The organism is Phormidium sp. CCY1219, from assembly GCF_055795085.1.
Map to the genome: position 1 here is coordinate 14,388 of NZ_JAYFEQ010000658.1, position 22,976 is coordinate 37,363.

Below are 22,976 nucleotides of genomic sequence, written 5' to 3' on the forward strand. Positions count from 1 at the left end.
ACTTTAAGACAAATGTCTTTTCTCTTCAACAAGTCTTTCGTTTCTTTCTCTATCGTATCATAACTCAATTTTTTTCTTTTCCTGCTTAACAAAATGTTTATTTTTCAACTTTCTCTGACAAATCCTCCTGTTCCTGCTTCTTTGATTCGACACTGGTTACTTTATCAACTTTTTCTCCAAATTTCAACCACCTTTAGCTTTACTTAATTTTCCAGTTTGTGGCGGATACCCCGGGATTCCCCGATGCAGCTATAAATCCGGTCTAATCCGGGCTATTCTGACTGAAATTCCCCACTCTTTACCCCTAATCCTAAAAAAATAATAAAGAAAATCGGCAATTCGACAATTCGGTACTTCCCCTCTGGGAAAACCGAGGCGCGAGTTCTTCCAATTGCATAGCCCCTGGAGAGTTTTCCGGCGTGAGGGGATAAATTTTCCCCCTGTTGGTTCCAGGTTTTGCACCCTGGCTTCGCCATTTTGATGGTGCTTAATTTACAAATATTCATCCTTATTTCTTCCCACTCCCGACCCCTCAACAGGTTATCTCTTTCAGGGCTTCTTTGTCTCCACCTAGATGACAATCGAAACGTTCTGAAAGCATCTTGCTTCCTGCTGGTAAAGTCAAGGCAAAGATAGGATTTGCTTGGGATAGTGATTAGTTTTTATTATAAGTAAATAAGTGTTTCTTTTCTTAAAATTGGATTCCCATGCCAAAGACCATTGAGAATGAAGCCAGCGCGCGTCCATTTTCCCTCCTGTCTTCACCTTGTACCCACAGAATTTCTCCTTTTTTTTAAACTCATTGTAAACTCCTGATTTTTCACTCCATAGGGGGATGACATGTACGCGGGTTGGGTAGGGAACGAGCTGCGTGTGAGAGAGACGGTGGAGGCCATTTTCCAGGCATATGGAGTTGGGGGTTCGATCCCCGGCGATCGCCTACCCTGTATTTGACTCCTAACTACCATCTGTTCGAACTCCTCCTTCTTTTGGCGTACCTCGCGTGCGAAATCCCTGCCTTTGGGTTGAATCGCGGGTCACTTCACCACGACTCAACTCGTTCCACAGCCGACAACCCGCACCATTTACAAATTCTGCCAGCAAACAGGTCTTTATGTTAGCCGAACATTTTCCGAGTCGCTGTTATCTCAGATACAGTTTGCGATTCTTAATGTTAAGTTAAGCATTGGCTGTAGAGGTTAAAACCAGGCGATCCCAGAACAGTAAGGCGGTCTGGATCGCAACCTGGGGAGGCGATCGCCCCATCTGCGGTGCAACCCGAGAGGGAAGGAAAGGAGAAAAAACCGGGTGCATTCGGCAAACTAAAACAGGGTATCACATCAGGGTTCTCGTGACATCCTCCCAGAGTGGCAAAAAAACGGGGATCGTCGCAAGATACAATCCAACCCCCGATCGCTTTTGCCGCCCGGGGCAAGGTCGGGTTATAATCAGCACCGAGTAAAAACAGCAGGGCGATGCTCCCCTAAAACCCAGGCGATCGCCCATTTGTTTTCCCCTCGCGGTCCATCAGCCAACCCACTGCTTCTCATGCTTCCCAACATCAAACCTCAAACCTTTGCCATCGATCCGGGCAGCTTGCGGCGCGTTCACCATATCGCCTTTAACGTCAAAAATTTGAACGCATCGCGTCATTTTTATGGTAATATCCTCGGCTTGCACGAACTCACCGGCGAGGAAGTGCCCAGCACCTTGCGCGAATTAGTGGCGGCGGGAAAAGTCGCCAACTTTGTCACTCCAGATAATACCGTCATCGACTTATTTTCCGAACCGGACTTATCGCCGCCAGATCCCGATCCGCAACGGGCCTTTACTCGCGCCAATCATCTGGCATTTGATATCGAGGCGCAATTATTCGATCGCGCGGTAGACGCCCTCCATCACCATCAAGTGCCCATCGCCCAAGGGCCGGTGACTCGTCCCACCGGGCGAGGAATTTACATTTACGATCCAGATGGATTTATCATAGAAATTCGTTGCGATCCCCTGGAGGATTAAAAAATGGAGAATATCGGCCCATTAGATGCGATTATGGGGGGATTAGCGATCGCGATCGCCCTGGGCGGACTGGTCATGTTATTCAGCGGCATTTTCGCCAGCCAAGATAAGCAATAATCCGACGCCGGCGATCGCCGGCGTCGCAGTAGAGACCCATCTCAGGTCTCTACTTGGGGAAAAGCCTTCCCCCGTGGCACTCCTCACGCCGCCAGCGCTTACTTGCCGTTGCCATTTTCCTCAGCATACATGGCCAACACGCGCTCGGCCAGTTTATCCGGCACTTCCTGCAGGTGGTCGAATTCCCAGTTAAAGAACCCGACGCCCATTGTGAGCGATCGCAATTCCACAATTAAATCCTGCATTTCCGACTGCGGGATATAAGCCGAAAGTCGGTCCCATCCTTTCCAGTCGGACATCGGTTCGTAGCCCAAAATCTGGCCGCGACGACCGCTGATCAACTGCATCATATTCGAGGTAAAATCGCTGGGTGCAGAAATTTCCACCGAGGCGATCGGTTCGAGTAACGCCGGTTGGCACTGAGTCATGCCCTCCTGCATCGCCAAACGTGCCGCTTGCTTGAACGCTTGTTCGGAACTATCCACCGAGTGGTGCGATCCATCCACCAGAGTCACCGCCACATCCACCACCGGGAAACCCAACGGGCCTTGTTCCAGGTACTCGCGCACGCCGGTTTCCACCCCGGGAATATACTGCTTCGGCACCACACCGCCGACAATTTTCTCGCTGAAGTTAAAGCCTTCACCGCGCGGGAGGGGCTGAATATCCAAGTAAACATCCCCAAACTGCCCGTGTCCGCCGCTTTGGTGCTTGTAGCGTCCGTGTACGCGAGCTGTAGTTTTGCGAATGGTTTCTTTATACGGAATGTGCGGCACATGGGTCTTCATCGGCAAGTTATACTTGCGGCGCAGCCGATCCAACCCCACTTTTAGGTGAATTTCCCCCTGACCCCAGAGAATGATTTCGTGGGTGTCTCCATGTTGTGCCCAGCTCAATGCCGGGTCTTCTTCGAGCAACTTGCTCATCGCCGCACTGATTTTCACTTCGTCGCTGCGCTTTTCTGGCGTAATGGCAAGGGAGAAAACGGCAGGAATGGGTTCGACTTTGGGTAATTCAATCTTTGGCTTGCCGTTGTCGCGAGTTAAGGTGTCGCCGGTGAAAATTCCTTCCATGCGGCTGAGTGCCACTAACTCTCCCGCACCCGCACGTTGCACGCTTTCGGTCTGCTGTCCCATCATCCGGTACATCCCGCCAACGCGCACCCCATTCAGGCTCATGCTGTCGGTGATTTCCCCTTGCCACACTCGCACCAAGGAGAGTTTTCCCCCTTGGGGGGTGTAATAGGTTTTGATGACCTGCGCCACTGGATCGTTAGCCGGCAGTTTCAACCCGCGCCGTTCCACGGTGGCGCTGGGTGCGGGGGCTTCGCGCACCAACGCATCGAGTAAGTGGCGCACCCCATAGTCCTGTTCGGCAATTCCCATAAACACCGGGACGATTAAATCGGCACTCAATTCCATTTTCAGATCGGCGACGATTTCTTCTTGCGGGGGGTCGATATCTTCGAGCAGTTCTTCTAACAGGCGATCGTCAAAATTGGCTAGCTCTTCGAGCATTTCCTGACGCGCCGCCTGTTCGGCGTCTTTGAGCTCCTCTGGCATGGGAACCGGATCCGCCGGGGCACCGGGATGATAGTGAAAGGCTTGCTCGCTGACTAAATCGATAAAGCCGATCGGCTCTTCCCCTTGGCGAATGGGATATTGATGGGGCACCAACGGACGGCTAGAAACGGTCTTTAAGGCGTTAAGCACCTCCATGAAGCTGTTTTTCGAGCGATCCATTTTGTTGATGAAGACCAAATGCGGGATTTCCCAGTCATCGAGGAATTTAAACAAGGGCGCTAGGGTCAGCACCCGGTTGACTTCCGGTTCGCAAACCACCACGGCGGCACCGGCACCGATTAAGGCGCTGTAGGTCTCTTGGATGAATTCTACCGATCCGGGGCAGTCGAGGAAGGTGAAGCGAATATCCTCGTACCGGGTGGTGGCGGCGGATACTTCGACGCTCATCTGGCGATCGCGGGCTTCTGCAGAACTGTCGCTGACGGTGTTGCCTTCTTTAATGCTGCCTTTGCGGGTAATCGTACCCGTGACAAACAGCAAGCTTTCTAGCAAGGTGGTTTTTCCACTTAAATAGGGTCCTACAATGGCGACGTTCCGCACGCCCGACGGTACTCTTTCGGTCATAACTCACTCCCTTGAGTTCAAACATTAAAAAAAATGAAAGTTTTTCTCCGGGGTTAGGATTTGTGGTATAATATCCCCTTGAACTCTAACCCTTGGCGGATGAACTTAATCGATTCTCCTCTAACTCGGCTTTCTTTCAGGTTCCTTTATATCTTAAAACTGAAACACTTTGCTAGGGTGCCTATTTCGCGAATTTTAACAAAATTTTATCCCGGTTAATAAGTGTGGTGAATTAATAAGTTTTGTAAAGGATTCCCGGCACTGCGCGATCGCCTCCGGGGGAAAAACGAGCAGTTTTCTCAAATGCCGAGAGTCTCCACTCCTTCTCAATTCTCAATTCTTAGTTCTCAATTCTCAATTCTCAATTCTTAACTCTCAATTCTGAAACGGGCAACAGCCACGGGGCAGGGGGATGCAATTCACACGGAAAACATGGCGGCAGATTATCGCGATGAGCGCAATGCTATGGATGGTTGCGGGCGGACCCGGCGCAATGGTCTGGGAACCGATCGCCCTCGCCCAAGCGCAATCCAACCCCGACGCGGCGGTTAACTGGGTCAATCGCGGACTCGGACTCATCCAAGAAGGACAAATCTCGGAAGCGATCGCGGCATTCGAGCGCGCCACGCAACTGGCTCCTTCCCTGGCGGCGGCACATTATAACCTGGGCTTGGCTCTGCGTCAAGATGGCCAACTGCAAGCTGCCGCCGATGCATTTTACCGCGCCACCCAAGCCGATCCCACTTTTGCTCTGGCATTTGCCAATTTAGGGGCGGCTTTATTGGAAGGTAACAATCTGCAACAGTCCCGCGATTACCTACAACAGGCGCTGCAACTCGAACCCACAATGGGACTGGCCCATTATAACTTAGGATTGATTTTCAAACAAGAGGAATCCTGGAATGAGGCAATCGGCGCGTTTCGCGCCAGCATCACCTACAGTCCCAACGCCCCGGAACCTCCCTATCATTTGGGACTCATTTATCTCGAACTCGGCCAAATTCCCGACGCAAAAGCCGCCTTTGAAGAGGCGATCGCCAAGCGCTCTAACTATGCCGAAGCCCACTATCATCTCGGCTTGATTCTCTACAACCAACAAGACTACAATGCCGCTTTAAATGCCTTTCGCAGCGCCGCCGAATCCAATTCTAATTATGCCAATGCCTATTATGGCGCGGGATTAGTTTTTCTCCGCCAAGGGGAAGTCGGGGAAGCGCAACGAGTTTTGGAATATGCTAAAGAACTTTATCGGATACAAGGGAATGGGGAACAAGCTCAGAGTGTGGAACGCCTGTTAGAGCGATCGCGCAATCCCTAACCGTGGCGATCGCGCGCCCATTCATTGCCGATTTTCCAATCGCCAATCCTCTGGTGAACCACCCTACTCTACAACTCAAGCAATTTGAATCGGTTGGGCGATCGGCAGTTCGATATAAAATTCGGTTCCTTTTCCAGGTTTTGAAAAGCACTGCAAAATCCCGTGATGTTTTTCCACAATAATTTGATAGCTGATAGACAGTCCCAACCCCGTGCCTTTCCCAATGGGTTTAGTAGTAAAAAATGGCAAAAATATCTGCTCGATTGTTTTTCGGTCGATGCCGCTTCCATTATCCCCAATCCGAATGACAACCGCCTGAGTTTCTACAGTAACTTCTGTGGGATTAGACCCGGATATCGAGTGGCTTTTTCTAAATGTATGCCCCGGTTCCACCACTTCGGTGCGGAGGGTGAGCGTCGGCACATAATCTGCGCCTAATTTTTTAGTGCTGACTTCTTCTAAAGCATCGATCGCATTTGCCATCAAATTCATAAACACCTGATTGAGTTGCCCGGGAGAACATTCCACCAGAGGCAAATTCCCGTAGTCTTTAATCAGTTTGATGCGCGGGTGTCCGGCAGTTTCTTTGAGCCGATGCTTGAGAATGGTTAAGGTACTTTCAATTCCTTCGTGGATATCCACTTTCTTCATCTGCGCTTCATCCATGCGGGAAAAATTTCGCAAAGAAAGCACGATTTGTTGAATGCGATCGGCTCCCACTTGCATGGAAGAAAGGGTTTTCGGTAAATCTTCGATGATAAAATCTAAGTCGATCGCTTCGGCTTGGTCTTGAATTTCCGACACCGGTTCGGGATAATGCTGCTGATAGAGTTGCAACAATTCAAGCAAATCTCGGCTATATTCATCCGCATGACTGATATTGCCGTAAATAAAACTCACCGGGTTATTGATTTCATGCGCCACTCCCGCCACTAATTGTCCGATGGAGGACATTTTTTCTGCCTGAACCAATTGGGCTTGCGTTTTTTGCAATTTTTCCATTGCGGCTTCTAAATCTACAGTGCGCCGGATGGACATCCACAGATAAATCCCCAGGGTACTGGTCAGCAGCAAGCCAATCGCCAGGGTGGCTAAAGTGGGCAATTGGGTTCTTGCAAAGCCCGGTTGCGGCACAAGTAACACGATCCATTGGCGATCGGCCACTTGAATGGTGCGAGTACAATGGGTGAGACTCGGACATAAAGACCCCCGCAATTTTTCCGTGGGCTTTTCACTGCTGTAATTGTCGATGATTTGGCCGGTTTTTGAATCATAGAAAATTAAAAATCGATTTTCATCTGCAGCAGATTCATCGAGCAGATAAAAATCCAACCGCTCTAGATTAATGCCTTTGAGCGATTCTTGCACCATCTGGGAAAGCTTGTAAATCGTGTAGACCATTCCCTGAAAGTTTTCCTGGCGCTCTTCTACCGTATCCGTGGGTCGGTCTTCCCGATAAACCGGTCGGTAAAGCGCCAATCCGCCAGCTTGAATCGCTAAAATTACCCGTTCCGTTGCCGCGATCGCCCCGGTATCTCGAGCTTTTTCTAAAGCGCTTATGTAATGCGGATCTGAAGCAAGATTAAAGCCGAATATGCTTTTATAAATCGGGGTAGGTTCGCCGTAGGTGATGGGAAAATATACCTCTTTGTCCGGGGCGACAACAAATTTGCCCGCTTCATCTCGCGCCTTAATCTGAAAATTAGGAAGTCCTGACAGGCGCATGGCCCGTTCGTAACTCCAGCGCTGATTTTTCTGCACGGGAATCACCCACGCCATCCCATGAATACCCGGGTAATTATCCAAAAAGGGTTGGGCGAATTGTTTGAAGTCTTGCCGCGAAATGCGATCGCTGGCATCGTAAAAGGCCCCGAGAGCCATTGTGGTTTGCACGTATTTGTCAATACTGCTTTGCAACGCTACGGTAAGATTTTCGAGTCGTCTTCCCAGGGTTTCTTGGGTTTTGGCCACTTCCGACTTCCACACCATCACCGTGGCGATCGCTGTTAATCCTACCCCCACGATCGCGCTAAATGCCACGGGAAGATAAGGATAATTTCGACCAGGCAAGTTCTGCCGTAATGTTTTCGCAATCTTATTTATCATTTTCCCACAGCTTGGGGAGATCCACCCATTGATTGAACGCGGACTATTTTTCGGTCACTCACCCGAGTGCTGTGGACACTGTTGTCTTTGCACTCAAACGCGATCGCCCCCGAGGTCTCCCCGTAAATCCGAAAAATACCCCGCTATTTGCTTATCCTACCAAAACATTTGAACTGTGGAAAACCCTTCACAATTTTTTATCGAAGTGGGAAAATTTTTTGTCAATTGTGCATGGATTTATTCTCACTTATTTTCCCGTTGGCACTATGCCTTTACCCGATCGCGCCTGAACTTTAGAAATCCCGGCATTCCATTGAGTTGCGCTTTGGCTTTTACCATCGATTCCTCCTTGAGACCCGATGAATCGTCGGTTTCATGGGATTTCCCTGGGGCGATCGCCCCCCTGACGGGTTCATCCCCAAGGCGATTTCTATCACCCATCCTCAAATCCACCCTGTCACCCCCTCTAGAACCAGAGGGCTTTCTTGACGTATTCTGGAAAGGGTCGCGCGCCCAATATGCAATTAACCCAAACGATTGGGCGATCGCGACTCCATGTCCCTTACAGTGCAATGCAATATGCCTACCTTTCTATTAGAAGTCGGTACAGAAGAATTACCCGCCAATTTTCTCGATGAGGCGATCGCACAGTGGCGATCGCGCATTCCCGCCAGTTTGTCGGAAAACTTCTTGACAAATGACGCTATTTATGTATATGGAACCCCCCGCCGCTTGGCTGTTCTCATCGAAGGATTGCCCGCCACTCAACCCAATCGGGAATCAGAAATTAAAGGTCCCCCAGCACAAGTCGCCTTCAAAGACGGCAAACCTACCAAAGCTGCAGAAGGATTTGCCCGCAAACAACAAGTCGAACTCGACCAATTAGAAATTCGCCCCACCGAAAAAGGCGATTTTGTCTTCGTCAATAAAACCATCGCCGGACGTCCCACCACGGATATTCTGCACGAATTAATCCCAGACTGGATTACCAAACTCGAAGGCAAACGATTAATGCGCTGGGGCGATGGCGATATGAAGTTTTCCCGCCCCTTGCGCTGGTTAGTCGCCTTGTTCGATAAAGAAGTTCTCCCCTTAGAATTAGACAACGGTTCGGAAACCCTCCGCAGCGATCGCCTCTCTTACGGTCATCGGGTTTTGCATCCTCAACCGATCCAACTCTCCCAAGCTTCGGATTATGTCGAATCCCTGCGATATGCCTTTATCGAAGTCGATAGCGATCGGCGTCAAGCAACCATCGTCGCACAAGTTAAATCCGCCGCTCAAAAAGTCGGCGGTACGGCAGATATTTCCCCGGATTTACTTCAAGAAGTCACCAACCTCGTAGAATGGCCCACTGCAGTTCTCGGCAGCTTTGATGAGGAATTCTTAATCCTCCCCCCGGAAGTCATTACCACCGTGATGGTCAGTCACCAGCGTTACTTCCCCGTCTTACAATCTCCTCAATCTAAAACCAAAACCGCCGAACTTCTCCCCTATTTTATTACCATTTCTAATGGCGACCCGGCTAAATCCGATGTCATCGCTTCGGGCAACGAACGGGTGATTAGAGCGCGATTGGCTGACGGACAATTTTTCTACAAAGCTGACCTCACCAAACCTTTGGAAAGTTATCTGCCTAAGTTGGAAGACGTGACCTTTCAAGAAGACTTAGGCTCCATGCGCGATAAAGTAGACCGCTTAAGTCACATTGCTGCCCTGGTTTGCCAGCAATTAGACGTCACAGGAGAAGAACGCGCCTATATCGATAATGCCGCGTTGCTTTGCAAAACTGACCTGGTGACGCAAATGGTGTATGAATTCCCCGAATTGCAAGGGGTCATGGGGGAAAAATACGCTCGCGCTTGTGGAGAACCAGAAGCGGTGGCTACGGCAATTTTTGAACACTATTTACCCCGCAATGCTTCCGATCGCTTACCGGAAACTCTCCCCGGTCAAGTGGTGGGCATTGCCGATAAATTAGATACTTTGGTGAGTATCTTTGGCTTGGGCATGATTCCTTCGGGGTCTTCAGACCCGTTTGCGTTGCGCCGCGCGGCTAATGCTATCATCGAGATTACTTGGGCGGCTAATTTACCGCTGCATTTGTCCCAGTTACTCGCGCGAATTTCGGGAGATTTTAAATCAAATCATCCCACTGTTTTGCCGGATTTATTGCAACAGTTATCGGAGTTTTTCTGGCAGCGAATTCGCACGCTGTTGCAAGAAGAACGCGGCATCGATTACGATTTGGTTAATGCTATCCTCGGTGAAGATGACCCGGAATATAAGGAGCGATCGTTACAGGATTTGCTGGACGTTCGCGATCGCGCTTTATTCCTGCAATCTATTCGCAATAATGGCACCTTGGATACTATTTACGAAACCGTCAACCGTTCCGCCCGTCTGGCGAAGCAAGGCGAACTCCCCACTACGGTCCTCGACCCCACTCGCGAGGTGAATCCGAAATTGTTCCAAAAATCCTCGGAACAAGCCTTCTACGATGCATTGGTTGACTTGCTTCCCAAAACTCAAGCAGCCCAAGCCCAGCGCAACTATCAGCAGTTAGTGGATGCTTTGGCCCACATCACCCCCGTGGTGTCCAATTTCTTCGATGGCGAAGATAGCGTGCTGGTCATGGATCCCGACCCCGATATCCGCCGCAACCGCTTGAATCTCATCGCCCTACTCCGAAATCACGCTCGCGTATTAGCAGATTTTGGTCCAATTGTCAAGAGCTGATTTGTCGTTGGTCATTTGTCATTTGTCGTTGGTCATTTGTCATTTGTCATTTGTAGGAGTACCAATTACTAATGACCAGTGACCATTGACCATTGGCTAATGACCATTGACCATTGACCATTGACCATTGACCACCCATTCCGGTGGGTGGGGGCAATAGAGGGTAAAATGAACGTTGGACAATTACTCACACGACCCCTCGACCTATGCCAAAGGCTCATATCATTGGACTGGGACGCTCAGGTGTTGCGGCGGCGCGACTGTTAAAACGCCAAGGATGGCAGGTGACGGTGAGCGATCGCAATAGCACCGATAGCCTGCGCCAACAGCAACAGCAACTCGAAACGGAAGACATACAGGTGCAGTTGGGGCAGTCGTTTGACGCCCTCGACTCCCTGGAATTGGTCGTGGTAAGTCCGGGGGTTCGGTGGGATTTACCCGCTTTGGTCCGCGCCCGCGATCGCGGTATCGAAACCATTGGCGAAATGGAATTGGCTTGGCGTCACCTGAAGTTCGCGCCTTGGGTGGGGGTGACGGGTACCAATGGCAAAACCACCACTACGGCGTTGATTGCGGCAATTTTCCAAGCGGCGGGACTTCATGCCCCGGCTTGTGGCAATATCGGCTATGCTGCTACGGAACTGGCGTTAAATCCCTTGGACCGAGGCAAGGAAACGGCAAAACCCCCAGATTGGGTGATTGCGGAAATTAGCAGCTATCAAATCGAGTCTTCTTCGTCTTTAGCGCCGCAAATCGGCGTGTGGACTACGTTTACGCCGGACCACCTCAACCGTCACGCCACGTTGGAAAATTATTTCCAGATTAAAGCGTCTTTGTTGCGCCGATCGCAGCTTCAAGTAATTAACGGCGATGACCCTTATTTGCGGAAAACTGTACCGGATTTGTGGCCGGATGCCTGCTGGACCAGCGTCCAGGGCAAAAGCGAACTCCTCGGAAATCCGGAGAAGGGGGTCTATATCGAAGCGGGTTGGGCGATCGCTATGGGCGAACCGATTGTCCAGGTAGACAGTTTGCGAATGCCTGGGGCGCATAATCTGCAAAATCTACTCATGGCTGTGGGAACTGCACGATTGGCGGGAATCGAGAAAGATGCCATCGCTGAGGCGATCGCTAACTTCCCCGGTGTCCCCCACCGCCTGGAACGGATCCGCACCTGGCAGGGCATTGACTGGATTAATGACAGCAAAGCTACCAACTACGACGCCGCACAAGTTGGCTTGGCTTCGGTTGATTCCCCGGTGATTTTAATCGCTGGCGGCGAGGCTAAAGACGGGGACGATAGCGCCTGGTTGCAAACTATCGAAGCCAAAGTCGCCCGCGTCTTGCTTATTGGTAATGCGGCGGATGCCTTCGCTCACCGATTGGAACAAGTTGGCAATTCGCGATATGAAATCGCCTATGGAATGGAACGGGCAGTGTCGCGCGCGGCAGAATTAGCCCAGGAACATGGGGCGCGCGTGGTGCTGTTATCGCCGGCTTGTGCCAGTTTCGACCAATATCCAAATTTCGAGCAACGCGGCGAGCATTTTCGCGAACTGTGTTTGCAATTGCCTTCCGAATAGAACGGCAACGGAAAAAAAGTCTCGCGCGCGCTTTGCCCCCTCTGAGGTCTTCCCCAGAGGGGGTATTTTTCTGTCCGCCCAAGCTTCAACTGTCCCAACGAAGCAGGCATTGAGGGTATATGGCCGATAAAACCGCAAACCGCCGTGATTTCGATCGCCCTTTTGCGAGAAATTCGTCACTCGGATAAGGTAACGCTTATCAACCGCCAGCAACCAGGATATCACCAGGTTTTCTGTACTCAAATCACAGATGAAGCTTGAAAAATAAACCACATTAGAACCGGGTTTTTAAATCAAGCAATCGGCAATTCAAAACTATGATGATTATTGAAGAAAGCATCTGCGAAATTTTTGCTCAGGCTTGGGTTTCTGGCCAAATTAGCTGGATCCACGAATACAAACTCAGAACTGCATTATCAAACAATGCTTTAGATGGAGAAGAAAAAAGAGTAGTCAACCGACTCTTTTATGCCCTACGCCGAGGATGGTTGAAGGTGGGCGCTTAACAAACGCGATCGCCCCCCTGTACTCCCGGAAGGAAGGTTTTTTTTCAGGGTAAAAATTGTCATTTGTCATTGGTCATTTGTCGTTGGTCATTGGTCATTTGTCATTTGTCCTTGGTCATTTGTCCTTGGTCATTTGTCATTTGTCATTTGAGGGAATACCAATTACCAGTGACCATTGACCATTGACCAGTGACCAGTGACTAATGACCAATGACCAGTGACCAGTGACCAATGACCATTGACCATTGACTATTGAAACCGGCTTTCATGTTTTTTACCCTAATTTATGGTTTCATAAATTAGGTAAACTCCTCCTTTCACATTTTAATGGTACGGAAATACAGATGGTTTGGAATCCTCGCGGCGGTGGTGTGCCTTTCGCAAGGCGCGATCGCCACCACTCCCGATCGCCGAGTGAGTGACACTGCTGAAAACGCTACAGAGAACCTGTGGGCACAAGCAGACAGCGATCGCCACATCCAGTTGGCGAATCAATGCAGTCTGCTGATTGAGGAAGAACAATTTCAAGAGGCGATCGAAGCGTGCAACAACGCCCTCGAACTCAAACCGGATTATTCGATGGGATTGACCAATCGCTGCGTCGCCCTCGGTCAAATCAACGAATATCAACAAGCCGTTGATTCTTGTCGTCGCGCCTTAACTGGCGATGGCAATTGGGGTGACGGAACCGAAGCGGGCGGTTGGAATAATTTTGGCGGTGCCCTATTATTAGTTGCCAGTGCAGCACGCACTCAAAAAGAAGCGATTCCCCTCCTCGAACAAGCCCTCGCCGCCTTTGATCAATCCCTCGAACTCGAACCGGATAACAGCAACACTCAGCAACTGCGAGAAGAGTTAGCCCAACTGATTGAAGTGCTACAATAAGACTTTACCCCGAGCGGTGACAAACGGATTTTTTTATCCACCCACCGGGACAAGAAACCGGGTTTCTCAGTCCTACTGTTTTGCCAAGCAATCAATCGGTTGCCAAGAAACCCGGTTTCTAACCTCTGCTTTACCAACAGAGAATTAATTGCAGTTTATCTAGCGTTTAATCAGCTTTTCCCCGCGAATCGATAAATCTAACAATTCCATCGGGTGCATTAAGGATAAATCGTGCCCTTGTAATTGCAAATGCTTTTTAATTTGCAACGAACAACCGGGATTGGGGGAGGCGATTAATTCCGCGCCAGTATTGACGAGATTCTCGGCTTTTTGCTGACCTAATTCATCGGCAATTCCGGGCTGGAGCATGTTGTAAACCCCCGCACTGCCACAGCACAATGCCGCATCAATGGGTTCGGTGAGAGTAACGCCGGGAATTTCTTTTAGCAGTTGGCGCGGTTGCTGACTGATTTTTTGCCCGTGTAACAAGTGACAAGCATCTTGATAGACGAGTTTTAATTCGCCGTCAGTTAAGGGAGAAAGTTTAGCGGTTAATCCCACTTCGGCGAGAAATTCTTGCACGTCTCGGACTTGACTGGCGAAGGCTTTGGCTTTTTCGCGATAGGTGGGGTCGTCTTGCAGAATGTGGCCGTATTCTTTTAAAGTATGACCGCATCCGGCGGCGTTGATAATGACACAATCCACGCCAGTTCCTTCAAAGCTGTCTATCATTTGACGGGCGATCGCCTGGGCTTGGTCTTCTTGTCCTTGGTGGGCGGGCAATGCGGAACAACATCCCTGGCTTTTCGGAATCACCACTTCACATCCATTGGCGGTTAATACCCGCACTGTTGCCTCATTCACCGGGGAGAAAAATAACCGTTGCACGCATCCTAAAATGACCCCCACGCGATAGCGTTTCTCTCCCTGGGCCGGAATCACATCCGGCAAATTATCGCGAAATGAATCTACCGTGACTTCGGGTAAAATCGATTCCATCGCCGCTAAGCGAGGGGAGAATTTTTTCAGCACTCCACTGCGACGAATCGCGTTAGAAATGCCGAGTTTTTGATACAGAAATAGGGGGGCGAGTAAGGGGCGCAGTCGGTTGGGGTAGGGAAATAGGTTAAAAATCAAACTGCGAAACACGCGATCGCCTAGGCTACGCTCGTAATTGCGCTCTACCTGCGGACGAGTTGCTGCAATTAATTTATCGTATTCTACCCCAGACGGACAAGTGGTGACGCAAGCCAAACATCCCAAGCAAGTATCGAAATGGTGAATCGTGGTCTCGGCTAATGGTGCTTCCCCTTTATTAATCGCCTCCATTGAATAAATCCGCCCTCTCGGGGAATCCATTTCTTTCCCAATCACCCGATAACTGGGACAGGTGGAAAGACAAAATCCGCAGTGAACGCAGGCATTGATGAGATTTGGATCCGGAGGATGTTTCGCATCAAATCCCGGTTGTTGGGATTCCGTTTCGGGCAAGTCTTGTAGATGCGGATTCTGATTCAGGAAGTTACTTTCTTTGGCCGGAACGGTGCGATTTTCTGTGGTATTCATAAAACGAGAATCTATACGGCTATCTTTGATGGAAAGCTTGGAATCAGGGGAGAATCGGCAACCTCTATGGAGGCGATTGGTTGTCGGGGGTTTTATCCGCTGTTTATCGGCCAATTGGTTGCCGATTTTTTGCCATGAACTGTCCTTTCAAATTCCTCCGACAAAACCCTGGGGACTAAAGATATTTTCGGGGTCGAACTGTTGCTTAATTTTTTGCATAATATCTAGGGCATTTCCGGTGTATCCCCAGATATCGAGTTGTTGTTTTATGTGAATCGGGGCCGATCGCACGGTGAGGTATCCGCCGTTATTTTGGCACAGTTGTCGCATTTGAGAAATCTTCTCCACGGCATTTTCAGCGTCGAATCCCAGACTACCCAAACCGCTACTGGCGTGAATTTGACCCACAGCAGATCCGCCGAGGATTTGGTCAACTTTTGCCAGGGTGGCGACGGCTTCGGTGGGTCTTACTCCTATTTTGCAGGCGATCGCCCCTTCAGTGTCGGATTGAGCCATTATTTCTCTCAATCGTCGCCATAAATCCGCTTCCTGACTTTCCGGATAAGCGCTTCCGTTTAACCCCAGTTTTTCCCCCACTTCTAACACCCGGGCGGATTGTTCTTCCACGCTATCACTCAAACTTTGGAACCGCACCAGCAACCCCATTCCTTCCCCCATCTCCAATCCACTCACCAGTTGGGGGGAAAGCAGGTCGTGGACTGTGGGCGTCAGGGCGGAATTTCGCAGGGTTTGGGTGGCGGTGGCGATCGCCTCTGCATCCCCCGTCAGCACCACGCTTCCCGACCCTAGGGATTTCGGATACACCCGAAACGTGACTTGACAAATTATCCCTAATGTGCCATATGACCCACTGAGTAATTTCATCAAGTCATATCCGGCGACATTCTTCACCACGCGACCCCCCGCTTTCGCCAATTCCCCGTCATAGCGGACGAAGGAAATTCCCAGCAGTTGGTCGCGCACGCCACCATACCGCTGTCGCCAACTTCCCGTATCTCCCGTGGCCACAATCCCGCCCAGGGTCGCCAACTGACGATACACTGGATCTAAGGCGAGAAACTGTCCCACCGAGGCGAGGTTATTCTGCAAATCCGCATAGCGCATCCCCGCTTCCACCGTTACGGTTAAATCCCCCACCGCCCGTTCGATTAATCGGTTCAGGCGCGCCGTACTCACCACCACCTGCACCCCCTCGGGAATTCCTCCCCAGTGGATCTTGCTCCCCGCCCCGCAAGCCAGGAGTTTCCAGCGATTGCGATTCGCCGCTTTCACTACCTCACCCACTTCATCGGCGGTTTTTGGATAAACAATGCAAACCGGCGGCGACCCAAGCCAGCGATCGCGCACCGGATCCCGCAGATCCTCCCAGGCGATCGCCCGGTCGCTTCCCAGAATACTTTCGATTTGTTCTGCGATCGCTTTCATTTCTTGTCCTTGGTCAGTTGTCATTTGTCCTTGGTCATTGGTCTTTGGTTATTGCTCATTGGTCATTTGTCCTTAGTCATTTGACCAGTGACTAATGACTAATGCGTTAATGTTAAAGCTTCTTTCTAGCCCTGAGAAAAAATTTTCCTCTACTGCTTTTTTCATTGGTGGGATATTATATCACATGCAGCCCACTTCCATCTTGTTGTTTGTTATTTGTCCTTTGACCTGTTACCACATGACCAATGACTAACCAACTGAACCCATTTGAAAAGATTGTCGGACAACAGCAAGCCGTGGAATTGCTCACCCAGGCGGTGGAGTGCTTACGCATTGCGCCTGCTTATTTATTTGTGGGGACGGCGGGGGTGGGGCGTGCTTTGGCGGCGCGTTGCTTTTTAGAATTACTGTTAATTTCTAAAAAAGGTTCTACTGTGGGCGTGAAACGCAAGTTAGAAAATCATCCGGACTTGCTGTGGATAGAACCCACCTATTTAGACCGAGGAAAATTGCTGACCACCAAAGAAGCGCAAGCGGCGGGACTCAAACGGAAAGCCCCGCCACAAATTCGCTTAGAACAAGTGCGCGATATCGGGGAGTTTCTGGGTAGAAATCCCCTGGAAGCTCTGCGAAAGGTGGTGGTTATCGAACAAGCGGAAACTATGAATGAAAGTGCGGCGAATGCGTTGTTAAAAACTTTGGAAGAACCGGGACAGGCAACCTTGATTTTAATTGCGCCCGGGGTGGATTCTTTGCTGCCAACTTTGGTTTCTCGCTGTCAGCGAATTCCGTTTTATCGCCTTACTGATGAGCAGATGGCGGAGATATTGCTTCGGGAAGGATATGAGGAGATTTTGCAAAATCAGGCGGTGTTGGGAATGGCGCAGGGGTCCCCGGGAATGGCGATCGCCTGTTGGCAAACCTTACAAGAAATTCCCCCAGAACTATTAGAAAAACCCCGCCAGTTCCATTTCACGACCCAGCAAGCCCTAGAATTAGCCAAACAAATCGATCGCACTCTGGATACCCCAGAACAACTGTGGTTACTCGACTACCTGCAGCAAGCCTATTGGATTGCTTCCCAGGAACAAGGAATTATCAGCGATTTCCCGATTCATCAGTTCGAACGGGCGCGGCGCAATTTACTCAATTATGCCAGTCCGCGTCTGGTCTGGGAAGTCACCCTGATGGGGATGAGTTAATCCGAAAGGGTGCGAATGATAATTAGCCCGCGTAGGCGGGCGTTGCTTGCCAAGGCGCGATTTCAATCCCCCGCTTTTTCCAAAAATTCCTTGCACAAAACCGACAGCAGGTGATATAATAAAAAATTACTTGCAGTTGCGGTCGGGGAGGAACCCTTCCCAGAGCCACAACTTGTCACGAGATAGCTTGCACATTTACGGGCAAGCTCTGCTAAAATCAAAGACACGCGGACGTGGCGGAATTGGTAGACGCGCTAGATTTAGGTTCTAGTGCCGCAAGGCGTGAAGGTTCAAGTCCTTTCGTCCGCATTGGGAAACTGGTAGAGGGAACGGCGATCGCGCTTCGGATTAATCTCCAGAGGCGCGATCGCATTACTCATCCCCTCAATCCCGACGGCGAAACCGCACCCGCAATCCATCCCGAGGATGGGGGGTGGGCACCGTCACCAACTCCAAATCTTGGTCTGGGAGCAATTCCCAGCGATAATTCCGCACCAAATGGGTGGCAAATACCCGCATCACCAGCAGGGCAAATGCTTTCCCCAAACATTCCCGCACCCCGCCCCCAAAGGGCACGAAACTAAAGGGTTTTTGCTTATCCTCCGCGCGATCGGCTCCAAATCGGTCCGGATCGAATTCCTCCGGATGCGGATAAACCGCCTCATCTTGATGGGTTTGATTGATTTGATAGAGAATCATCCATCCTTCCGGGATTCGATAGTCATTGAACTCGCAGGAATTCACCACGCGCCGAAATCCACCCCCCACCGGTGGCACCTTTCGCAACACCTCTTTGACGACCTGTTCGAGGTAGGTCATCTGTTTGAATAGGTCCATTGTCAGGGAATCCGAGCATCCCACCTGCTGCTGTTCTTCGCGCAGCTTTGCGATCGCCTCGGGATGCTGCGCCAGCAACAAACACAAGGAAGCGAGAGAAGAAGTGACGGTTTCGTGACCGGCAAACAGCAGCAAAAGCACTTGGTCTTTCAATTCTTCCAAGGTTAACCCGTTTCCCTCTTCATCGCGCGCCTCTAAGAGCAACCCGAGAGCATCGTTGCGCGGGGTATTTTCTTGCTGTCTGCGGCGGACGATTTCTTCGATTTTATCTAATAGTAATTGGCGACACCGCATGGCTTTTCCAAACCGGGACCAAGGTAAATTTAGGGGAATGGAAAATAACCCCTCGGTCCAGGTTTGAAAAATTTGGCTTAATGCGGCAGTTTCCGAGCCGGTTTCGGTGCCAATTAACAAGATGCTGGCAATGTCAAAGGTGTAATTTCGCAGTTGCGGATACCAGGTCATTTCCCCCCACTCTTCCCATTTGGCGAGATATTGATGGGTGATTTTTTCCATGCGGGGAAGATATCCCGCCAGGGCCTTGGGGACAAACGCCTGCGCCATGAGGCGGCGTCGCTGTTGGTGCAAGGTACCGCTTTGGGTGGCGAGGGAGAGCGAACCGAGTAAAGTGCGGGTACTATAAGGCCAAGTGGCGGCAAAATAGCTGTTGTCGTGGGTAAATAGAAAGCGATTCGCTTCTGAACCGCTCAACATGACGGTAGGTTGTCCGAAGATATGGCTGCGGTAAACCGAACCGTATTTTTTTTGACGCTTTTGGTTGAAGTCGCGATCGCGAAGAAAGCTAATGGTTTCGCCAATTATCGGCCAACCAAAGCTTCCGGGGGGTAAGGGCAGCGATCGCGAAGTGTCTGTGGTGGTCATGGTTTTTTTCAGTAGAACCCAACTCCCCACCATTGTGCCACCGCGCTGGCTTGAAAATTGAGAATTGAGCAATTTTGAATTGAGAATTGGGAAAATTCTCCATCCTCTATCCTCAGTGGGCTTCCTCGGTTCTCAGCGATCGCTTCTTGTTGAGTTCCACCGAACCGGAAACCGGGTTTTGCTCTCTAATTCGTTGCCAATCGGGCAAGATTGAGGGCAAGATTCCCGGTTTCTTGTAGCTTTCTCCTGAACCGACGCTCTAGTTATTCGCCCCCGGGGTTTTGATGTTAATAAACGGTAGCGCCCCGCCATCACTGCCCATCACCATCGGGAATTGACCATCCCATTTCTCGATCGCTTGCTTTTGCAGCAGTTGTGCGGTGATGCTTTCTCGCAGCAATCTTTGTGCTTCGGCTTGACCTTTTGCCCGGTTGATATCCGCCTGGGCTTCTTGTTCGGCTTTCAGAGCGATAAAAGATGCCCGTTTCGCTTCTTGTTCGGCGATTTGCTTCGCTTCAATTGCCTTAGCAAATTCTGGCGAGAACTGGATATCCACCAAGGATATATCGTTAATCAAAACGCTATACTCGCTCAATCTCTCTTGGATTTGATTGTCGATTTCTAGCTTGAGTTCCGTGCGTTTGGTGATGATTTCCTCGGCATTTTTCTTGGCAGTTGCAGCTTTTACCACTTCCGAAACGGCTGGAGAAATAATCCGATTGACGATTTCACTTTCGTCGCCGATAGTTTGATAAATGGTATTGACCCGCGCCGGGTCTACTCGCCAGTTGAGTGCCACATTCATGGTGACATATTGCAAATCTTTAGAAGCGGCTTCGGCTTCGATTTCGTTTTTCTGCACCCGCACGCTCATGGTTTCAACGCTGGTCACGATGGGCATAATTGGGTGGATGCCTTCATCGAGAATTCCCTCTTGGACTTTACCGAATTTCATCAATACCCCCCGTTGCCCTGCGTTAATAATCACAAAGGGCTTAAAGGCGGCGGCTAATATAAATAACAAGATGACTCCGGTTATTCCACCTGCCACTGTAATGGCTTGTTTGGAGTTGTAAGAAGGATTAGAGGAAGAGGAGTATTTCATCTTTTGCTGCTCTTAGTTTGTGTTAAAGGTGCTTTGGGTCTCGTCCCACACCAGAGTCGGCGCATTTTCTAAAATTTTATCAAATTTTAAACATTCCCTTGCTGCTTTGGCGTGGGCTGTGGGTTGTGCAGAAAGCAAGGGGTCTTGCTGCGGAGGTTTACTCCATTTTTCCGGTAATGATTTGTGGGCTTTTCTATGATAAACCTAAAGCACTAAACTTGTCACTAATTGATGAAGTTTTATGAAGATTACGGCAGCTCATGGTTGGCCTGGAACCACGGAAGAGGCGATCGCGATTCAGCAGCAGTTGCGATCGCAAGTGGTGGCGCAAGACGATTTGCCCCCAGTGCAGTATGTGGCGGGGGTGGATGTAGGCTACAAAGACAACGATAGCATCACTCAGGCGGCGGTGGCGGTGCTGAGTTTTCCGGATTTGCAGATCTGCGATCGCGCGATCGCTACTCGTCCCACCACCTTTCCTTACATTCCCGGATTCCTCTCCTTTCGAGAAGTCCCGGCGATTTTAGACGCCTTGCAACAGTTAACCCAGATCCCCGACTTGTTGTTATGCGACGGACAGGGGTTGGCGCATCCGCGTCGGTTTGGGTTGGCGTGCCATTTGGGCGTATTGACCGACCTGCCGGCCATTGGCGTGGCCAAATCCCGGTTTATTGGCGAACATGACGAGTTAGGGAAGCAGCGCGGCGCGTGGCAACCCTTGCGACATCAAGGTGAAATCATCGGGGCGGTGGTGCGTACGCGCAGCAACGTCAATCCGATTTACATTTCCATCGGACATCGCATTTCCCTGCCCACCGCCATCGATTATGTATTGCGCTGTACCCCAAAATACCGATTGCCCGAGACCACGCGCTACAGTGACAAACTGGCATCCGAGGGTTGAGAAGGCACGCCAGAAGTCGGTTTTTCCAGTCTCGGCGATCGCGATTGCCCGTTTCGCCGACGAGAGTTACAAAACTTTATGTCGGCGATCGCCTCCCTTTGTGTCCGATATCACTGCCGCTGCTGTGACAATATCACTGATAATAGAAAGTTTGGGGATTCATAATAGAAATAGAAAATAAACTCGACCGGGGGTGAATACAATGACCGCTAATTTTGGATATTTCCCAGGGCGTCGTTGCCGCGTGGTTAAACCGGAAAACATCCTATTCCACGATAACTTACAGGAATTCGGCTATCGAGCCAGCATTCTGAGTAATTTAGCAACCGGCGGCAAGCTTTCTCTAGAAGATGCCTTTGATAAAATCGAACAACTCTGGGAAAAATTAAGCTACTCCAAGCAAGAACTGGGCATTGGAGAGTCCTCCAATAGAGGGCGACGGGGTACGGAAGACCCTTAGGGACTTTTGATGGCGCTTGGGGTATAATATTTACCTAAAATTGCCTGCCAGTAGTGGTAAATGTTTTTTGTCGTATTTTTGCATAGGGTGCAACGTGAAAACGCTTTCCAAATGCTTAGCCGCTTGGCTTCGGAATCCTTTTGGAATCCTGTGGGCGCGGATACTGGTCTTGCGAGAGGCTAGCCTAACCGCGTCTTTTTTTGTTGGAAATCAGTCAATTTACTGACAAAATTATGAGAAAATCGATCCAGTGGAGGAGTTTAATTGCCGCCCGATTCCATGCGGTTACGTGGGTGAAGATTAAAAGGGGGGCACTCAAGACCGAGGGATCCGGCGATCGTTAACGACATTCCCAGATAGGTATTGGCAAATCAAATGCCACCCTAAAATGACATCCGATCGCAGACACTCCCCGAAGTTATTGGGATAATCGAAATACTCTCCGGAACTCGGAGAGCGAAGCGGCGGCACATGCCGCATTTAGAATAACAATCGTTCTTGCCAAACCGGATCGAATTTCACCCGAGCGCGGGTAGGTCGATATTTATGCTGCCACAGTAGGAGAGCCTTTGAGAGTTATGCACGAATTAACATTAGGATGGGTAGAAGCCGGAGAGGTCAGAGTTCAGACCCTTTGGGACAATCAGCCAAGCAAAAACCCCGGTACCGTGCGAATCGGTCGAGATCCGACTCGCTGCGATATCGTTTTACTGCATTCAAGCGTGTCGGGATTGCATGTGGAAATCTTTTACCACCACGGAAAAAATAGTTTTTACTTGCGGAACCTGCGCTATACCAATCCCCCCACGGTGGATGGCCATAAATTCACCAAAGGCAGTGCCAGTTTACGTCAAGGCAGCATTATTCTGTTGGGACAAGTGAAACTGAAAGTGATTGCCATCGATCCGCGAGATCCGGCTGCAGTGATGCTCTCGCCTAACTCTTCAGGAAAGGAATTGGTGGGGCAAAAAAGCCGTCGCCGTCGCCCCGCGCGTAAACCCCTCCCCACTTACGGATTGGAATGTCCCAACTGCAAGAAAGTCTCTCCGAATAAGTTACTGGATTTTGGTTGTCCCTGGTGTGGTTCCTCTCTGAGTTCGGCAAAAAGTGTGGTCATGTCAAGCAATAGTGAATGATAGGTTATATCTTGCCTTGTC

18 protein-coding genes and 1 tRNA gene are annotated in these 22,976 nt (G+C 50.2%); 12 read left to right on the plus strand and 7 right to left on the minus strand.

What is annotated here, in order from left to right:
* Positions 1 to 272: 272 nt before the first annotated feature.
* Positions 273 to 506 (minus strand): hypothetical protein, encoded by a 234-nt coding sequence (locus tag AC0QH1_RS19060; protein WP_324632852.1) that lies wholly within the window; start codon positions 504 to 506, stop codon positions 273 to 275.
* A 1,042-nt stretch (positions 507 to 1,548) separates the two neighbouring features.
* Here AC0QH1_RS19060 and AC0QH1_RS19065 point away from each other — a divergent pair.
* Positions 1,549 to 2,016, plus strand: a complete 468-nt coding sequence (locus AC0QH1_RS19065; RefSeq protein WP_324632853.1) for a VOC family protein — start codon at positions 1,549 to 1,551, stop codon at positions 2,014 to 2,016.
* A gap of 215 nt (positions 2,017 to 2,231) precedes the next feature.
* Here AC0QH1_RS19065 and AC0QH1_RS19070 read toward each other — a convergent pair whose 3' ends face one another.
* On the minus strand, positions 2,232 to 4,280 hold the full coding sequence (locus AC0QH1_RS19070; RefSeq protein ID WP_324632854.1) for an elongation factor G: 2,049 nt from the start codon (positions 4,278 to 4,280) through the stop codon (positions 2,232 to 2,234).
* A gap of 451 nt (positions 4,281 to 4,731) precedes the next feature.
* Between AC0QH1_RS19070 and AC0QH1_RS19075 the strand changes: the two genes are divergently transcribed.
* A complete protein-coding gene (locus AC0QH1_RS19075; RefSeq protein WP_324632855.1) occupies positions 4,732 to 5,598 on the plus strand; it encodes a tetratricopeptide repeat protein in 867 nt (288 codons plus the stop codon).
* 75 nt (positions 5,599 to 5,673) lie between these two features.
* Here AC0QH1_RS19075 and AC0QH1_RS19080 read toward each other — a convergent pair whose 3' ends face one another.
* Positions 5,674 to 7,668, minus strand: coding sequence for a CHASE domain-containing protein (locus AC0QH1_RS19080; protein ID WP_324632856.1), 1,995 nt, complete (start codon positions 7,666 to 7,668; stop codon positions 5,674 to 5,676).
* Positions 7,669 to 7,879: 211 nt separating this feature from the next.
* On the opposite strand from AC0QH1_RS19080, the gene AC0QH1_RS19085 reads away from it, so the two are divergent.
* The 5 genes from AC0QH1_RS19085 (at position 7,880) to AC0QH1_RS19105 (ending at position 13,417) form a co-directional block, all read left to right on the plus strand.
* Positions 7,880 to 8,302: a hypothetical protein gene (locus AC0QH1_RS19085; RefSeq protein ID WP_324632857.1), complete on the plus strand. Its 423-nt coding sequence runs from the start codon at positions 7,880 to 7,882 to the stop codon at positions 8,300 to 8,302.
* On the plus strand, positions 8,284 to 10,443 hold the full coding sequence (glyS, locus tag AC0QH1_RS19090; RefSeq protein ID WP_324632859.1) for a glycine--tRNA ligase subunit beta: 2,160 nt from the start codon (positions 8,284 to 8,286) through the stop codon (positions 10,441 to 10,443). Before AC0QH1_RS19085 ends, glyS begins: the two co-directional genes overlap by 19 nt.
* Before the next feature lie 206 nt (positions 10,444 to 10,649).
* On the plus strand, positions 10,650 to 12,026 hold the full coding sequence (gene murD, locus AC0QH1_RS19095) for a UDP-N-acetylmuramoyl-L-alanine--D-glutamate ligase (protein ID WP_324632860.1): 1,377 nt from the start codon (positions 10,650 to 10,652) through the stop codon (positions 12,024 to 12,026).
* Between the two features lie 317 nt (positions 12,027 to 12,343).
* Positions 12,344 to 12,532 (plus strand): hypothetical protein, encoded by a 189-nt coding sequence (locus AC0QH1_RS19100; RefSeq protein WP_324632861.1) that lies wholly within the window; start codon positions 12,344 to 12,346, stop codon positions 12,530 to 12,532.
* Positions 12,533 to 12,859: 327 nt separating this feature from the next.
* Positions 12,860 to 13,417 (plus strand): hypothetical protein, encoded by a 558-nt coding sequence (locus AC0QH1_RS19105; protein WP_324632862.1) that lies wholly within the window; start codon positions 12,860 to 12,862, stop codon positions 13,415 to 13,417.
* A gap of 159 nt (positions 13,418 to 13,576) precedes the next feature.
* On the opposite strand, the gene AC0QH1_RS19110 is transcribed toward AC0QH1_RS19105, so the two are convergent.
* On the minus strand, positions 13,577 to 14,983 hold the full coding sequence (locus AC0QH1_RS19110) for a (Fe-S)-binding protein (protein ID WP_324632863.1): 1,407 nt from the start codon (positions 14,981 to 14,983) through the stop codon (positions 13,577 to 13,579).
* Positions 14,984 to 15,130: 147 nt separating this feature from the next.
* Positions 15,131 to 16,453 (minus strand): FAD-binding oxidoreductase, encoded by a 1,323-nt coding sequence (locus AC0QH1_RS19115; protein ID WP_324632865.1) that lies wholly within the window; start codon positions 16,451 to 16,453, stop codon positions 15,131 to 15,133.
* Between the two features lie 221 nt (positions 16,454 to 16,674).
* Between AC0QH1_RS19115 and AC0QH1_RS19120 the strand changes: the two genes are divergently transcribed.
* Positions 16,675 to 17,631 carry a DNA polymerase III subunit delta' gene (locus AC0QH1_RS19120; RefSeq protein WP_442957336.1) on the plus strand — a complete coding sequence of 319 codons (957 nt, stop codon included), beginning with the start codon at positions 16,675 to 16,677 and terminating at the stop codon, positions 17,629 to 17,631.
* Between the two features lie 227 nt (positions 17,632 to 17,858).
* A tRNA-Leu gene (locus tag AC0QH1_RS19125) sits at positions 17,859 to 17,940 on the plus strand.
* A gap of 75 nt (positions 17,941 to 18,015) precedes the next feature.
* Here the strand turns inward: AC0QH1_RS19125 and AC0QH1_RS19130 are convergent.
* Together AC0QH1_RS19130 and AC0QH1_RS19135 are read right to left on the minus strand one after the other, a co-directional pair.
* Positions 18,016 to 19,350, minus strand: a complete 1,335-nt coding sequence (locus AC0QH1_RS19130) for a cytochrome P450 (RefSeq protein WP_324632866.1) — start codon at positions 19,348 to 19,350, stop codon at positions 18,016 to 18,018.
* 259 nt (positions 19,351 to 19,609) lie between these two features.
* Entirely contained in the window at positions 19,610 to 20,455 is an 846-nt protein-coding gene (locus AC0QH1_RS19135; RefSeq protein ID WP_324632867.1) for a prohibitin family protein, read from the minus strand.
* Positions 20,456 to 20,696: 241 nt separating this feature from the next.
* Here AC0QH1_RS19135 and nfi point away from each other — a divergent pair, with 241 nt between their 5' ends.
* From nfi to AC0QH1_RS19150, 3 genes are all read left to right on the plus strand, one after another.
* Complete coding sequence (gene nfi / locus AC0QH1_RS19140) at positions 20,697 to 21,359, plus strand: deoxyribonuclease V (protein WP_324632868.1); 663 nt, start codon at positions 20,697 to 20,699, stop codon at positions 21,357 to 21,359.
* Between the two features lie 202 nt (positions 21,360 to 21,561).
* Positions 21,562 to 21,819 carry a DUF7219 family protein gene (locus AC0QH1_RS19145; RefSeq protein WP_324632869.1) on the plus strand — a complete coding sequence of 86 codons (258 nt, stop codon included), beginning with the start codon at positions 21,562 to 21,564 and terminating at the stop codon, positions 21,817 to 21,819.
* Positions 21,820 to 22,397: 578 nt separating this feature from the next.
* Positions 22,398 to 22,955 (plus strand): FHA domain-containing protein, encoded by a 558-nt coding sequence (locus AC0QH1_RS19150; RefSeq protein WP_324632870.1) that lies wholly within the window; start codon positions 22,398 to 22,400, stop codon positions 22,953 to 22,955.
* The last annotated feature ends 21 nt before the right edge of the window (positions 22,956 to 22,976 follow it).

What these genes read in the sequence shown, in the direction of transcription:
- AC0QH1_RS19060 (WP_324632852.1), bottom strand. Translation starts at nt 506, where the DNA reads ATGAATATTTGTAAATTAAGCACCATCAAAATGGCGAAGCCAGGGTGC.
- AC0QH1_RS19065 (WP_324632853.1), top strand. Translation starts at nt 1,549, where the DNA reads ATGCTTCCCAACATCAAACCTCAAACCTTTGCCATCGATCCGGGCAGC.
- AC0QH1_RS19070 (WP_324632854.1), bottom strand. Translation starts at nt 4,280, where the DNA reads ATGACCGAAAGAGTACCGTCGGGCGTGCGGAACGTCGCCATTGTAGGA.
- AC0QH1_RS19075 (WP_324632855.1), top strand. Translation starts at nt 4,732, where the DNA reads ATGAGCGCAATGCTATGGATGGTTGCGGGCGGACCCGGCGCAATGGTC.
- glyS (WP_324632859.1), top strand. Translation starts at nt 8,284, where the DNA reads ATGCCTACCTTTCTATTAGAAGTCGGTACAGAAGAATTACCCGCCAAT.
- murD (WP_324632860.1), top strand. Translation starts at nt 10,650, where the DNA reads ATGCCAAAGGCTCATATCATTGGACTGGGACGCTCAGGTGTTGCGGCG.
- AC0QH1_RS19100 (WP_324632861.1), top strand. Translation starts at nt 12,344, where the DNA reads ATGATGATTATTGAAGAAAGCATCTGCGAAATTTTTGCTCAGGCTTGG.
- AC0QH1_RS19105 (WP_324632862.1), top strand. Translation starts at nt 12,860, where the DNA reads ATGGTACGGAAATACAGATGGTTTGGAATCCTCGCGGCGGTGGTGTGC.
- AC0QH1_RS19110 (WP_324632863.1), bottom strand. Translation starts at nt 14,983, where the DNA reads ATGAATACCACAGAAAATCGCACCGTTCCGGCCAAAGAAAGTAACTTC.
- AC0QH1_RS19115 (WP_324632865.1), bottom strand. Translation starts at nt 16,453, where the DNA reads ATGACAACTGACCAAGGACAAGAAATGAAAGCGATCGCAGAACAAATC.
- AC0QH1_RS19120 (WP_442957336.1), top strand. Translation starts at nt 16,675, where the DNA reads ATGACTAACCAACTGAACCCATTTGAAAAGATTGTCGGACAACAGCAA.
- AC0QH1_RS19130 (WP_324632866.1), bottom strand. Translation starts at nt 19,350, where the DNA reads ATGACCACCACAGACACTTCGCGATCGCTGCCCTTACCCCCCGGAAGC.
- AC0QH1_RS19135 (WP_324632867.1), bottom strand. Translation starts at nt 20,455, where the DNA reads ATGAAATACTCCTCTTCCTCTAATCCTTCTTACAACTCCAAACAAGCC.
- nfi (WP_324632868.1), top strand. Translation starts at nt 20,697, where the DNA reads ATGAAGATTACGGCAGCTCATGGTTGGCCTGGAACCACGGAAGAGGCG.
- AC0QH1_RS19145 (WP_324632869.1), top strand. Translation starts at nt 21,562, where the DNA reads ATGACCGCTAATTTTGGATATTTCCCAGGGCGTCGTTGCCGCGTGGTT.
- AC0QH1_RS19150 (WP_324632870.1), top strand. Translation starts at nt 22,398, where the DNA reads ATGCACGAATTAACATTAGGATGGGTAGAAGCCGGAGAGGTCAGAGTT.